Source organism: Bradyrhizobium septentrionale, assembly GCF_011516645.4.
GTDB classification, from domain to species: Bacteria; Pseudomonadota; Alphaproteobacteria; order Rhizobiales; family Xanthobacteraceae; genus Bradyrhizobium; species Bradyrhizobium septentrionale.
Genome location: NZ_CP088285.1, coordinates 1272875 through 1287367, shown reverse-complemented (window position 1 = coordinate 1287367; position 14493 = coordinate 1272875). Strand labels below are relative to the sequence as shown.

7 protein-coding genes and 1 pseudogene are annotated in these 14493 nt (G+C 63.1%); 5 read left to right on the top strand and 3 right to left on the bottom strand.

From position 1 onward, the window contains the following. The first annotated feature begins 80 nt into the window (after positions 1-80). From HAP48_RS07990 to HAP48_RS07970, 5 genes and pseudogenes are all read left to right on the top strand, one after another. Positions 81-2774, top strand: coding sequence for an AMP-binding protein (locus tag HAP48_RS07990; RefSeq protein ID WP_166214213.1), 2694 nt, complete (start codon positions 81-83; stop codon positions 2772-2774). Between the two features lie 771 nt (positions 2775-3545). Further along, the gene (locus HAP48_RS07985; RefSeq protein ID WP_175612351.1) at positions 3546-3956 is read left to right on the top strand and encodes a VanZ family protein; all 411 of its coding nucleotides are present in this window, start codon (positions 3546-3548) and stop codon (positions 3954-3956) included. Further along, positions 3937-4401: a hypothetical protein gene (locus HAP48_RS50430; RefSeq protein ID WP_338028983.1), complete on the top strand. Its 465-nt coding sequence runs from the start codon at positions 3937-3939 to the stop codon at positions 4399-4401. Before HAP48_RS07985 ends, HAP48_RS50430 begins: the two co-directional genes overlap by 20 nt. 310 nt (positions 4402-4711) lie before the next feature. Next, positions 4712-4918: pseudogene (locus HAP48_RS07975) on the top strand (hypothetical protein); the annotation flags it as partial. A 72-nt stretch (positions 4919-4990) separates the two neighbouring features. Continuing rightward, positions 4991-7726, top strand: coding sequence for a coiled-coil domain-containing protein (locus tag HAP48_RS07970; RefSeq protein ID WP_166214214.1), 2736 nt, complete (start codon positions 4991-4993; stop codon positions 7724-7726). Positions 7727-7839: 113 nt separating this feature from the next. Here the strand turns inward: HAP48_RS07970 and HAP48_RS07965 are convergent, their stop codons facing one another. The 3 genes from HAP48_RS07965 to HAP48_RS07955 form a co-directional block, all read right to left on the bottom strand. Continuing rightward, a complete protein-coding gene (locus tag HAP48_RS07965; RefSeq protein WP_166214215.1) occupies positions 7840-9267 on the bottom strand; it encodes an HlyD family type I secretion periplasmic adaptor subunit in 1428 nt (475 codons plus the stop codon). Then, positions 9254-11992, bottom strand: a complete 2739-nt coding sequence (locus tag HAP48_RS07960) for a type I secretion system permease/ATPase (RefSeq protein WP_166214216.1) — start codon at positions 11990-11992, stop codon at positions 9254-9256. Before HAP48_RS07960 ends, HAP48_RS07965 begins: the two co-directional genes overlap by 14 nt. A 492-nt stretch (positions 11993-12484) precedes the next feature. Next, positions 12485-14278 (bottom strand): hypothetical protein, encoded by a 1794-nt coding sequence (locus HAP48_RS07955; RefSeq protein ID WP_224496961.1) that lies wholly within the window; start codon positions 14276-14278, stop codon positions 12485-12487. Between the last annotated feature and the right edge of the window lie 215 nt (positions 14279-14493).

Genomic DNA, 14493 nt, shown 5'->3' with positions numbered 1-14493 from the left:
ATTAACTTAGCATAGCAGGGCATCTTCGGGAGAGACCGACTACGGTCCTGCGACCGGACTTACCTGTTCAGGGAGAGGGAATGCTTCTGGACAACGAGACGCCCGCTGGCGCGATCCGCCCCGAGGGCGTCTCCGCCCGCGACGGCCCGGAGTCGGAAACCCGACTCACGCTGGGCCAAGTGATCGGTCGAACTGCCCGTCGGTTCCCGAACCAGCCAGCGATCGTCTCCAGCACATTTGCGCCTTTGACATACCAGGGTCTTGAACACCAACTGGATGCGTTCCGTCGGCGGCTGCGCTTGGCCGGGTTCGATTGCAATGCCCGGATCGGGGTCATGATGCCGAACGGCCCGGAGGCGGTTCTCGCCATCGTGGCGGTCGCCTGCTGCAGCATCGCGGTTCCTCTCGATCCACGTCTCTCCCAATCTGAGATCGATCAGCGTCTCGACATGCTGAGCTTGAGCGCTATCGTTGTGCCGCAGGGCGGCGCCTCTGAAGCTCGCCAGGCCGCTGCGCGGAGAAGGCTTGCCATTATAGAAGCCGCTCCGGGCGGACGCGGTCAGCTTAGACCAGAAATCGCCGTGCAGGTCTCCGGCTCCCCTGCGATCGACGCGGAGCCGGATCCGCGCTCCCCCGCCTTCATCCTACAGACGTCGGGCACCACCGCACAGCCGAAGCTCATTCCGTTCAGCCATGACAATATGCTGGCGGCGGCCGCACGGCTTCAGGCCTGGTTCGGTCTCACGCCCCGGGACCGATGCCTGAGCGTGTCGTCCACCTACTATTCCCATGGGCTCAAAGTAACGGTGTTCACGCCATTGCTGACGGGAGGCAGCGTTGCCATCCCGGCGAACAGCACCATCGTCGCGCTGGACGAGTGGCTCGATGTCCTGCGGCCGACCTGGTACTCGGCAGGCCCTGCGCTTCACACCGCGGTGCTGGACAAGGCGCAGAGCCTCGAGAATGCACAGGCTGCGCACACCCTGCGGTTCGTCGTGTCAGGCGGTGCGCCGCTCCCGAGGAACGTGCAGGACGGCTTGCAACATGCTCTGGGCGTGCCGGTGCTGGAGCATTATGGCTCCAGCGAGGCGGCGCAGATCGCCGCCAACTTACTGCCGCCCGGTCCGAACAGGCAGGGCACTTGCGGGAGACCTTGGCCCGATACCGTGGCCATTGTTGGTGAGGATGGACATCCCCTGGCAGCTGGCGAGCGCGGCGAGATCTGGGTTCGTGGCCCGACCGTTACGTCTGGCTATCTCGATGCGCCGGAACTCAATCAAGTCGCTTTCGCAGCGGGTTGGTTTCGCACCGGCGATATCGGCAGCCTCGACGAAGATGGCTTCCTTTCGCTGCACGGCCGCCTGAGCGAACTAATCAATCGCGGCGGTGAGAAGATTGCTCCCGCTGAGATCGAAGCTGCGCTACTGCGGCATCCGGCCATCGCCGAGGCTGCTGCTTTCGCGATCTCACATCCGCGCCTTGGCGAGGACGTTGCAGCCGCCATTGTCCCTCGTCGCGGTGCGCAGGCGACCGCTGCGGAGCTTCGCCCGTTCCTGCAACGCGAGTTGGCGTCGTTCAAGATCCCGAGACGCATTCTGACGCTCGATCATCTGCCAAAGGGGGTGACGGGAAAGGTTCAGCGGCGATGTCTGCGCGAGTTGGTCGACCGGCGATCGGGTCATCAGGCGACAATGCCCGTGCCTGTCGTGAACGGGCCGTTGGATTTGGAAGCCGAGTTGCTGACCCTCTGGCGCAGGCTGCTCAAGAGCGAGGCCATTACCGTCGACGATGATTTTTTTGCCAGCGGCGGTGACTCGCTTCTAGCGATGGAGATGCTGATCGAGGTCGAGCGGCTCGTCGGCCGTCCCGTGCCGGAAACGATCATGTTCGGGGCAGAAACCATCCGGCAATTTGCCGCAAGAGTTTCTGCGCAGACGGACACGCCGGCGACGCCGTTGTTCCAGCCCCATGCGTGTGACAATCGGTCTCCCCTGCATTTCTTTAACGGCGACCTCGTCAGCGGCCATCCGAGTTTGCGTCGGATAATGGCGCTTCTGGGGCCGGATTATCCGATCATCTCGATCAATCCGCATGGTCTTCGTGGCGAGCCGATTCCCACCTCGATCGAGGAGATGGCCGCCGACCGCCTGCCGTTCATCCTGGCAAAGCAGGCGAGTGGTCCATTCCTCCTGGGCGGCAAGTGCAATGGCGCCATAGTGGCGTTCGAAGTGGCCCGCCTGCTGATGGCAGCCGGCCACAAGGTTGATTTGGTTGCGATGGTGGACCCGCCTACCGTCAGTGCCCGTCCGATAGCTCGGTCGATCCTGGGACTGCTGAAACCCCTGGTTTCGCCTCGCCTTCTGAGCGCGGCGTTTGAACGAATGGCACTACTGGAGCGACACTCCAAGGTGTCGGAGAGTGCGCCGATTATGGTCTCCGCGCTCAAGATTCCGCCGGTGTTGTGGGACTTCTATTCAATCGCAATGGCGCAATATTGTCCGGCACCGCTCGAGGTCCCTGTTGCCTTTTACACGGCCGAACACGACGGCAGGGCGTGGCGGCATCTCACTTCCCAACTTGAAGTGATCCAGGTGCCTGGAGGACACGATGGCTGCCTGACCATCGGCGCGGAAATTTTGGTTGACCATCTGCGGCAAAGAATTGAGCTTCTGGCTGACGGCGCGCGCTCTGAGAAGCGTATCCGGCATTCAGTCGATGGTGAGACCCAGCTTCGAGGGGTTGAGCTGGGGCTAACGCGGCGTGTGAGGTTGTAGCGGCCAACCTCGATTCATGATGCTACAGCTCTTCTCTCATCCATCAGGATTCTCCCTTGCTGTGGCGCGCTACCAGCTTTGCGCTAGGGGGGTAGCCTTCCCGCCCTTGTTGCACGTTTGTCACCAACAAGCTGCAACCGCCGCCCGCCTTACAAGCGGCAGCCCACGTTGGTCTTTTCGCTGAATATGACTTTTGGCACTTCTCGCAAACGCTGTTCCTGGGGTGCAACTGCACCCGTGCGGTCTCCGCGCAGGGCCCCGGCTAAAATGCGTGATCACGGCCGGGGACCGCTTTCATCGTACGGCTTGCAGATGAGTCGAAAAGTATTTGGCAGGATTCTCCGCGACGGGCATCCGAACATAACTTACGTTCGGTGTTTTTGTGAAAAGGGTTCTTATGGGGAAAGAGGAGCCTTCAACTCGCAGATCGCAATCACATTGACAATTCTTCCGATTGGCGGGACTTTGTTCGGCTCCGTCCGGCCCATCGACTACGCGATGCTGAAGGCGCGACCTCCGACCAAGACGGTGCTCCCCGATGACCCGGCCGCCTGAGCCGATAGCTTTGGCGATCGCGCCTGCTGAACATGCTTCGAAGCCCTCGCGGCAGCCGCGGAAGTTCATCATCCGGCTTCGGCCTATTACACTTCGGGCAGGGCGCATCAGCGCCCTCATCGTGGGGTAATCCAGATTTGCCGTTTCAGCCTGTCGCTGACGCGAGCAATGCGCTAATCCAGCAATGGTGCGCCTGAGGGCACCTGGACCGGGAAAGTGTTTTTGCTTGCTTCAAGGATTAAGACGTTCGGAGTCATTGCCGGCTGGCTTGCGCTGGCCTTTATCGCGTTCGTGACGCTGTCCCCAATCCGGTTCCGCCCGTCGTTTGCCAATCTGCAGGTCGAGCATTTCGCGGCGTTTGCGGTGATGGCGCTGGCCTTCATGCTGGGTTATCCGCGGCGCACCGCGCTGATTGTGCTCTTTGTCATTTTCAGCGCGTTCACGCTCGAAGCGATACAATTGCTGACGCTGGACCGGCACGGCCGATTGCTTGATGCGATTGTCAAGGCCGCGGGAGGTCTCGCCGGCATCGGCGTGGGCCGCCTCACACTGCTCGTCCTGCGCAAACGTTCGGCAGGACTGAAATTGTGCGCGCAACGTCGCGACGATGTCGGACGGCAATGTTGATCCCGTCGCCATAGAGGTCACCGTCCTGGCCGACGATCACGTCACCGAGGTTGAGCCCGATCCGCAACTTGAGCTTACTGCCGTCCGAGGCAAGTTGATCCTGCATCTCAATCGCGCATCGCGTAGCGGCCAGGGGACTGGCGAACTCCGCGAGCGCGCCGTCACCCGTCGTCTTGATCAGGCGGCCGCCGTTGCGGGAGTGGCTGGGCTCGATCACCTCGCGCCTGAGCCGCTCGAACTCGGCGTAGGTGGCTTCCCCCGCTCGCTCCATCAGCGCGGAATAACCGACAACGTCTGTGGCCAAGATGGCCAGCTAACCGCCGTTGAATCCGACCCTCGGGCAAAGCCCGCCCCCTCCACTCAAGGTCTATCTGCCGACATCAAATCACACCAATGGGCGGCTCCGCCAGCCGATTTCCTGCTGAATTGGCTGTTCGGCAGGTAACGGCATCGGTTCCGCAAGCCACCCGTCCGGCTTCACACCGGTTTCCCGATGGAAGATTGCAGCGCCCGACGCTCTCGCCCTTGGCCCCGGCGTTGACAAGGCATATGGAAGCGAACGACAGCGATGCTCTTAGTAGCGGACCTTCGTTGGCTTGCTCGGCATGGATTATTCAACGTCGACGCCGGATACGATTGCTGAAGCAACGATCAGTACGCGCGAGCATGTTGTCGGAATTGATCTAGCTCGACGACCAGGTTCTGAGGATTGCTAGCCGCTAAGCGTCCACAGTGCTGGTGGGCCATCGCACGAAGAAGAGTTGGCGCTGAGCACGCCCGAGATCGCGTTCAAGGCCTGCGGCAACACCCAGGAAAGAATGCACAAGGCCGAGAACAAGGACATCCCGATCGTTCGTCAGGCGGAGATAGTGAAATCGGGCGTCGTGCGCGTGATGGAACTGCAGGAGAAGGATCCACGACTAACCCGAAAGGGGTGGGTCGGTCCTCGATGCGGATTATAGGCTTCGCGTGGATGTTGGGCGCATAATGCCGCACCTCAACGGAACGTGTCGCTATGGGAGGGGTGATTGTGGATGGGTCGCACGGCTCTCCCCAGTGATGAAGCAGGTGCCTTCTGCGAAACCGTAGGCTCGTCGAATGGGCACGTGCTCAAGGTGGGACGACCCGCGCTCTTGCGGGCGACCGTCGCCATGCTCGCAATAGCCTGGGCGCCGGAAACATGGGCGTCGCCCGATCCGGCGCACCCGTCGCCAGATGCGCAGCATGTGACGGCTGCCCGCAACCCCGATTCCGCTAGAGCGGCGGAGGGCGGCAATTCCGCAGGCGTGCCGCCGGGCCGCGCCGGCAGGAACGATTCGGTGCTGGTTGTACAGGGAGCGACCGGCGGGATTGGACAGCCTTCGGAACAGGAGTCCCATTGGGGGGAGCGACTGTCCTGCGAACTCTCCAGTGCACGGCTTGATATCGGCCTGCTGCAGCGCATCGAGTACGAGCGTGGGCGGGCGGAGGGCTTGGAGCAGCAGCTTGCCGCGGCTCGACGCGACGTCGAAACCCAGGCAGCACTGGCGACCAAAGCGGTCGAAGATGCTGCCCGGGTAAAGCAGGCCGCGCCGGGCGGCGCAGAGCTGCAGAACGCCCTGCAGCAGGCGCGTGAGCGGGCAGGAAAGCTGGAACAGGATCTCGCGGCAGCGCGGCGCGATGTCGAGACCCAGACCGCGCTGGCAACGAAGGCGGGTGAGGAAATCTCCCGACTGAAGGCAGGAGAGGGCGGCGCGGCGAACTTGCAGGCATCCCTGCAACAGGCGCGCGAGCAGTCCGCGCGGCTGGAGCAGGATCTTGCGGCGGCTCGGCGCAATGTGGAAACTCAGACAGCGCTGGCAACGAAGGCAGGCGAGGAAACGAGCCGACTGAAGGCGACCGGAGAGGGCGGTGCGGCGAAGCTGCAGGCGTCCCTGCAACAGGAGCGCGAGCAGTCTGCGCGGCTGGAGCGGGATCTTGCGGCGGCGCGGCGTGATCTGGAAACCCAGACCGCGCTGGCAACGAAGGCAGGCGAAGAAGCATCCCGACTGAAGGTAGCGGAAGAGGGCACAGCGAAGCTGCAGGCATCCCTGCAGCAGGAACGCGAGCGGTCGGCGCGGCTTGATCAGGATCTTGCGGCAGCGCGGCGTGATCTGGAGGCCCACGCTGCGCTTGCGACGAAAGCAGGCGAGGAAGCCTCCCGACTGAAGGCAGCGGGGGAGAGCGGCACGCCGGACCTGCAAAAGGAGCGAGAGCGGTCCACACGGCTGGAGCAGGACCTCACGCTGGCGCGGCGTGAGGTCGAGGCCCAGACCGCGTTGGCAGCAAAGGCAGGTGAGGAAGTCTTGCGGCGCAAGCTGGCGGTGGAAGCCGCGGCTGCCGATCTAAGGCAATCGCGCGCCAAGACCGACGCGCTGGCACAGGAGCTTTCCCAGGCGCGCAGCTCGATCTACGCCTACGAGGCGCAGGCCCTTAAGGCCGGAGAAGAAGCGGCGGAGCTCAGGCGGGCAGCTGAAAGCGGCGCGGCTTTGGCTCACAAAGCCACACCCGACGAAATTGGGCGGTTGGCCCGGCTGGAGCAGGACCTTGCGGCAGCGCGGCGTGACGTCGAGGCCAAGACCGCGCTGGTGACGCAAGCCGGCGAGCAAACGTCCCGGCTGCAAGCGGCGGGGAAGAGCTCCGCCGCGGACCTGCAAAAGGAACGTGAGCGGTCCGCACGGCTGGAGCAGGATCTGGCAGCGGCGCGGCGCGACGTCGAGACCAAGACTGCCCTGGTGACGCAAGCCGGCGAGCAAACGTCCCGGCTGCAGGCGGCGGCGAAGAGCACCGCCGCGGACTTGCAAAAGGAGCGCGAGCGGTCCGGACGGCTGGAGCAGGATCTGGCGGCGGCGCGACGCGACGTCGACTCCAAGACGGCGCTGGTAACCAAGGAAGCCGAGGAAACGTCGCGGGTACAAGCGGCCGGGAAGAGCGCTGCCGCGGACCTGCAAAAGGAGCGCGAGCGGTCCGGACGGCTGGAGCAGGATCTGGCGGTGGCGCGACGCGATGTCGAGAGCAAGACTGCGCTGGTGACCAAGGCAGCCGAGGAAATGTCCCGGCTGGCATCGGCGGGGAAGAGTGGCGCGGCGGACCTGCAAAAGGAGCGTGAGCGGTCGGCCCGGCTGGAGCAGGATCTGGCGGCAGCGCATCGCGATCGTGAGGTCCAGTCGGCGCGAGCGACAAAGGCGAGCGAGGAAGTTTTGCTGCAGAAGCAGGCAGCGGAAGCAGGTGCCGCCGAGTTGAGGCAATTGCGTGCAAGGGCCGACGGGCGGTCACAGAATCCCTCTCTGTGGCTGAGTGCAATCCATGCGTATGAGGCGCAGGCTCGCGACGCGCATGGCGCTGCGTCAGAAGTCGTGGCGACCGGCTCGTCGGCGGCGCGGGACAAGTCCACGTCCGCCAAGATGGCCGCTAACCCAATCGCCGAGCAACCACTGGCAGCGCCTGCTCGTGCTGTTGCTCAGCCTGCTCCCGAGCAAGCTGAAGAAGCTGCAGGTTTGGTTGCGCGAGCGAGATCGATGCTGCGGCAGGGCGACATTGGCGCGGCGCGGCTTGTACTGGAGCGCGCCGTCGAAATGGGCAGCGCCCAGGCGAGCTTCGCGCTGGCAGAAACCTACGATCCCCTGATTCTTGCCAAATGGGGGACCTACGGCACGCGCGGTGACGCGCGCAGAGCTCGAGACCTCTATGCCAATGCCGAAGCCGCGGGCGTCCAGGAGGCGAAATCGCGGCTGGAAGCGTTGCGCCGATAGCGCATGCGCCAATCGGCCGGCGATCTCACCCCAATCGTCCCACCACCGCGCCCCGCTTCGTCTAAACCGCGCCGTGCCTCGTTCTCAATGCCCGACGATGGGCTGCGCTCCGTCTACCGCTCGCGCAGGGACTCCTGCCGGTAGCGCGCCAGCGGTGAAAGCAAGTAGCTGATGATCCTGCGCGTGCCGGTCTTGATTTCGACCGTCACCGCCATGCCTGGCCCGAGCTTGACGAGCTTGTCCTCGATTTGCATGTGCGTCCGGTCGAGCGAAACGCGCGCGGCATATTCCAGCTCCTGACCTTTTGGCTCACTGCTGCTCTGCGCTGTGCCCAATGTCCGGTCATTGGCGCCGCCCTGCGGCCGATCGCGGGTGATGGCATCCGTCGACACGCTGAGCACGTCGCCATGAAGCAGCCCGTAGCGGGTGAAGTTGAACGTATCGACCTTGATCTCCGCCTTCTGGCCGGGATGAACGAAGCCGATATCCCGGTTGGAGAGCATGGCCTCAATCTCGAGATGGCTCTCGCTCGGGACGACAACAGCCAGCGCCTGAGCCGGCGTCACCACGCCGCCCACCGTATGAACGGCAAGTTGCTGCACGACGCCGTCGACGGGTGCGGTCAAGCGCTGGAGCTTCGTTCGCCGGTCCGCCTTCACCACCTCCTGCGCGGCGCTCGCAGCCTTCTGCTCGGCCTTTGCAAGCGCATCATAGGTCGCGCGGCGATACTCGGCGCCGGTCCTGTCCTTGGTCTCCTTCAACAGCGCTATCGCCGCATCGGCTTCGTGCAGCCGGCTCTGCTGCAGGATGAGGTCCTGTTGCATGGCGACCAGTTCCTGATATTCGGAGAGATAGACGACCTTCGATGCCAGTGCCTTCTCGACGAGACCCTTGCGGATATCGACGCGCTCCTTCAGCACCGGGATCGTGGCCTCCAGCTTGGCGACGCTCGCCGATGTCGTCGCCCGTTCCGCTTCCTTCTGACCCTGCTGGCGCTCGATTTCGGAAAGCTTTGCACTTTGTTCGGCGCGCTGGCTGATCAGGAACTGGCGATGCATCTCAACCTCGGCGGCGCTTGCGTTCTGCGGAGGCTGGAAGGCGGCGAGCGGATCCGCGGCCAGCGCCGCGCGCAGCCGCGCGACATCGAGCTCGGCCGCAAGCAGATCGCTCTTCTGGCGCTCCTGGTCGGCTTCCGTCATTGTCGGGTCGAGCTCGATCAGGACGTCGCCGGCCTTGACGCTCTCGCCGTCGCGGACGCGGATCGCGCGGACAACGCCGGTTTCAAAGGGCTGGATCAGCTTGGTGCGTCCGCCCGGCACGATCTTGCCGGAAGCGCTGGCGACGATATCGACGTTGCCGAGCGTCGCCCACACCAGCGCGACGCAGAACGCGGCGATAATGCTCGCCCCGATCGCGCGCCCGATCGGCGACGGCGGCGATTCGGCGATCTCGAGCGCCGCCGGCAGAAAGGCGATTTCGTTTTCGCGGCGGCGAATCTCGCGTCGCGGAAACGGGACGATGTTGCGGTTAGCGGCCGTCATGGATACCCGCCTGCAGATAGTGAAGGTTGGCATAACGGCCGTTGGTGCGGATCAACTCGTCATGGTTGCCGTCCTCGACGATGCGGCCATGCTCGAGGGTGATGATCCGGTTGGCATTGCGTACGGTTGATAGCCGGTGAGCGATGACGAACACGGTCCGTCCGGCGGAAATCCGCTTCATGTTTTGCTGGATCGCGCGTTCGCTTTCATAATCCAGCGCGCTGGTCGCCTCGTCAAGGATCAGGATGCGTGGATCGGTGATGAGTGCACGCGCGATTGCGATACGCTGGCGCTGCCCGCCGGACAGGCTGCTGCCGCGCTCACCCACGACGGTGTCGTAACCCTCCGGCAGTTCCAGGATGAAATCATGCGCGCCGGCAAGCATTGCCGCCTCGATGACGCGCTCCATCGGCATGGCTGGATCGGCCAGCGCGATGTTGTCGCGGATCGTGCGGTTGAACAGCACGTTTTCCTGCAGCACGACGCCGATCTGGCGCCGTAGCCAGCTCAGATCGACCATCGCGAGATCGACGCCGTCGACCAGCACGCGCCCGCTCTCAGGGACATAAAGACGCTGGATCAACTTGGTGATGGTGCTCTTGCCCGAGCCCGACGAGCCTACGATGCCGATGACCTGGCCCGGCTCGACGCTGAAGGACACATTGTGCAGTACTTCGGGGCCGTCGATGCGGTAACGAAAATTCGCGTGCTCGAATGCGACGTGGCCGCGGATCGGGGGCAGGGCCGCCCGAGACGGCGTGAAGCTTGGCTCGGGCATGGTGTTGAGGATGTCGCCGAGACGATCGATCGACAAGCGGGCCTGGTGGAAATCCTGCCAGATCTGCGCGAGCCGCAGAACCGGCGTGCTGACGCGCGCGGCCAGCATGTTGAACGCGACGAGCTCGCCGACGGTCAGGTCCCCGCCGATCACCAAGCGGGCGCCGAAGTAAAGGGTCGCAGCGACGACCAGCTTGTTGATCATCTGGACCGCCTGGCTCGCCGTATTGTTCAAGCTGAGCACGCGGAAGCTTGCGGATACATAACCGGCGAGCTGCTCCTCCCAGCGGCGCTGCATCTGCGGTTCGACCGCCATGGCCTTCAGCGTCTCGACACCGGTGACGCTCTCGACCAGGAAGGCCTGGTTCTCGGACCCGCGATTGAATTTCTCATCGAGGCGCGCGCGGAACAGCGGCGCGGCTCCCGCGGAGATACCGATGTAGAGCGGGAAGGACGCCAGCACGATCCAGGTCAACGTCGTCGAGTAATAGAACATCACCGCGAGGAAGACGACGGTGAACACCAGATCGATCACCAGCGTGAGCGCTGAGCTGGTCAGGAACTGGCGGATATTCTCCAGTTCGCGGACGCGCGCCACCGAATCGCCGACGCGGCGGACCTGGAAATAGGCGATCGGAAGCGCCATCAGGTGACGAAACAGCCTGGCACCGAGCTCAACGTCGATACGGTTTGTCGTATGCGCGAACAGATAGACGCGCAGAATCTCCAGAACAGCCTCGAACACGGTGAGCACGACAAGGCCGATGACCAGCACGTCCAGCGTGCTCATGCTCCGATGCACGAGTACCTTGTCGATGACCACCTGGAAGAACAGCGGTGAGACGACGGCAAAGATCTGAAGGAAGAACGACGCGACCAGCACCTCGCTGAGCAGTCGGCGATATTTCTGCATGGCGCCGACGAACCAGCCGATGTCGAAGCGTCGAGCGAGATCGGTGAGGCTCGCACGGCGGGCCATCAGGATGATGCCGCCGTCCCAGATCGCCTCAAGTTGGGCTTGCGTGATTGATTCGGGTCGCGGAGACAGCGGCCGTTGGACGAGGAGCTTGTCGTCGACGACCTTGCCGAGAACCAGGAAGCTGCCGTCGCGCAGCAGCGCTATTCCCGGAAGCGGCGTGATCGCAAGCCTGTTCCAGCTCGTCCTTTGGACCTTTGCCTTGAGCCCGAAATCCTTGGCGCAGCGCAGGATTTCGGTCACGCCGAGGCGTGCCGCGCCGACCCGATGGCGGATTTGGCCCGGGTCGGCTGCGATTCCATGGCAACGTAGCAGGATCGCCAGCGCAATGAGCCCGGATTCGTCGTCATCTTTGGAATCGACCGAGGATTCAGGCGCCGCCGGATGGTCTGCGACATCGCCAGGAGCGGCGAGAGGCCCCCGCATCAAAGTGTCGCGAACCTTCATCAATACGCTTCCGCCGGCCTTTATCAGGGTATCGCGTGCGCCCGTCAGGACGTCGCCGGCGCGGCGCGCCAAGCGGGCACCCAGGCTAACGCATTGCGCGCCGATGCCGGAAAGGGTGTGAAGCGCGTGATGTGTGAGGCTGTGTGATCCGGCGAGGATCAGACGGCCGTCCCAGATCGCTTCGAATTCGGTGCGTGTCATCCGGCTTGGATGCGACGAGGTCGGGTGCAGCACGAGCGCCACCTGGTCGTCGATCTTTCCCAGCAGCAGAAATCCGCCGTCACGCAGTGAGGCGATTCCGGGCAGCTGGATACTCGCAAGGCGGGTCCAATCCGTCGTCCGCGAGCGGACTTTGATCCCAAATTCGCGCGCGCAGCGAAGCATCGCGCGGATGCCGATCTCATCGCTTCCACAGCGATCGCGGAGCTGGTCCGGCACAGTATTCACGCCATGGAGGCGGAGAAACAGAGCTAGCGCGCGAAGCCCCAGATCCGCGGCATCGGCATTTCCATTCTGGATCGCCATTTCTTTACTCTACCCTTCGCGGTCCAAGACCGCGTTTGTGTTCCTTCTCGTGCATTTCCAAAGACTGGGAATTTCAATGCTACGCATCACCAGGGCGCGCAGCATGCCGCCTGCTCGCAGCCAAAAAAGCGCAAGCAGATATCAAAGCACTCGGGCCTCGAACCGCGAGGAGATTTCAAAGCAGCGGGATATTTGGAAATTGCCCCCCGACTGCTGGCCGGTTAGTTAATCAGGAAAGATGGCGAAAAAAGTTTCAAACCGTGACTTTTGCACATGTAGATAGCGCCCTGACATTTCCCCATACCCTGCCTCTTGCGCCGGCATGCGCTCGATCGGTCAGAAAGACAGGCGCGAGCGACGAAGCCAACCGAGAATAATTCCCCGCGAGTGACAATCTCTTCGCTGCCACGTCGAGGATCGACGTTCGTTCTCTATCCCCCAGCATCGATGGTGCTGCACCCAGGCGCAGAGCGCCTGGGTGCAGCCGTTGGATCAACCTTGAGGTTTGGTCAGCAACGAGTTCTGTGTCCAACCGGTCCCGCTCGACAAGGCCGCTACGATCTGACCGCTGTCGACCCGACCGGAGCTACCCGCCATGAACTGGTTCAGCAGCGCGAAGCTCTGGCTTGCGTGGGACGCTTTTGCCGTGTCTTGCCATGCCGAATTGGTCGTCTGCGGCGCGGTGGACGCCAGTGTGCTGGTGTCCGACCCCAGTAGCTGCGCGAAGCTCTGGCTTGCCAAGCTCTGCGCGCTCGGCGACGAACTGGACGGCCGAGGATCCGTTACGGTGATTGTCTGCGACGCCGCCTTCGTCACAGCGCCGGTGACCGGGTCCGTCCCACTCGCAGTCAGCGTGAGATTCGCGACGGGATGAGCGTTCCCCCTGTAGTACGATGTCAACGTCAGTCCGCTTTCGACCTGAGCGGAGCTCAGAGTGATGTTGTCACCCCTGAACCTGGTGCCGTCGCCGGTCGTGATCGTCTCGTATCTCGGCAGCCCTCTGATGTTCAGGCTGACGCGATCGTTGGGATCATTCGTCCACACCTTTGTCCCCAGGTCGACCTGACCGCCTCTGCCGGCCACCCAGAGCGAGTTGTCCGCGACAGAGAGCACCGGGGCAGTCACAGTCGGAGTCGACGGGGTTGTCGGCGTCGTCGGTGTGGTTGGCTGCGTCGGCATGGTTGGAGCGGTCGGAGCCGTCGAGATCTGGAGACCGGAGAACGTCTTCACCGCGCCTGCGAGGTTCGCTGCGAGGCCGCCGGAATCCTTGATGGTCGCGCCGTTCGCGAGGCTGACCCCGGTGATGGCGAGTGCCGACGTACTCGTATCAGTCGACGCGACGGTCGTCCGAAAGGTGAGCGTGTTTGTCCCGGAGCCGCCTGCATAGGTGGCTTTAGCGCCATCATTGAGCGACAGCGTAGGCGCACCCCCGACGGTCACCGCCTCGCTGAAGGTGAGCGTCAACGTGACGACATCACCGACGTGCTCGGTTCCGGTCCCCGGTGAAGCGGAGGCCTGTGTCACCGACGGTGCGACGTTCGGGGTGGTTGGCGTCGTGGGTGATGTGGGAGTGGTCGGTTGCGTCGGAGTCGTGGGGGCAGAAGTGCCCCTCAGCGGAGGCGGCAGATCGGCCTGCAACTGAGCAGACGTCATCGAGGTGAAATAAAGGGTCTGGTAGCTCGTCGTCAGTTCAACCCAATCGCTCATCCCGGCACCGGGATTGTTGGAGAACCCGTCGACGTATGGGGCCGTAGGGTTTAGCCACCAATCAGCTCCCAGATCGGCAACGAGATGCTCATTCGGATCAGTGGTCCTCATGTTGGCTTGGACGTAGACACCATCGACCGTTCCGGCAGTGTAGCTGCCGCGTGAGCCCGGCCAGAAATGGTCGTTGTATCCATTGAGCGGCGCAGCGCCCATCGCGCTGCCGTCCGCCTGCCTTGTCACGCCCCAGGCAGAGTTCGTGTTGCCGGAAAAATCGGCGAGAAACTGAGCTCCGGCGATGGGGTCAGTCGCCTGATCTTGTACGAGGACCCAGCCGCCACCTTTCAAATGCACCCACGTCTGGAAGTCCGCGATCTGAACGTTGGCCGGATTGGAATCGTTGGTCGCTCCGGATTTGGGATAGACCTGTCCCCACCCTGTGACGGAGGTGAAATTGGAGGGCGGGGTGCTGCCCGTATGGCCGGTGCTGCCACCGTACCAGGAATAGCTTGTGGGGACACCAAGCGGAAACCCTTCGCTGTTGCCTGGCGTATTTTGATAGATGACATCGGTCAGCGCCACTGTGTTTCTCCATTGCAGACCAAGTTTAAGGACGAGGAATTCCAATGCCGCACATCAGAGACGTGCGACAGATTGCATGCTCGCAACCTGAGTCGCGAACAGATTTCAAAGCATTGCAGCCTCGAACCGCGAGGAGATTTCAAGCAGTGGGTTTTTGGTAGCTGGCCCCCCCGACTGCTGAGCCGGTGGGTTAATAATTAAAAATGGCGAAAAAA

Coding starts and splice junctions, on each gene's coding strand:
- HAP48_RS50430 (WP_338028983.1), top strand. CDS start 3,937: ATGTCGGACGGCAATGTTGATCCCGTCGCCATAGAGGTCACCGTCCTG.
- HAP48_RS07970 (WP_166214214.1), top strand. CDS start 4,991: ATGGGTCGCACGGCTCTCCCCAGTGATGAAGCAGGTGCCTTCTGCGAA.
- HAP48_RS07990 (WP_166214213.1), top strand. CDS start 81: ATGCTTCTGGACAACGAGACGCCCGCTGGCGCGATCCGCCCCGAGGGC.
- HAP48_RS07965 (WP_166214215.1), bottom strand. CDS start 9,267: ATGACGGCCGCTAACCGCAACATCGTCCCGTTTCCGCGACGCGAGATT.
- HAP48_RS07960 (WP_166214216.1), bottom strand. CDS start 11,992: ATGGCGATCCAGAATGGAAATGCCGATGCCGCGGATCTGGGGCTTCGC.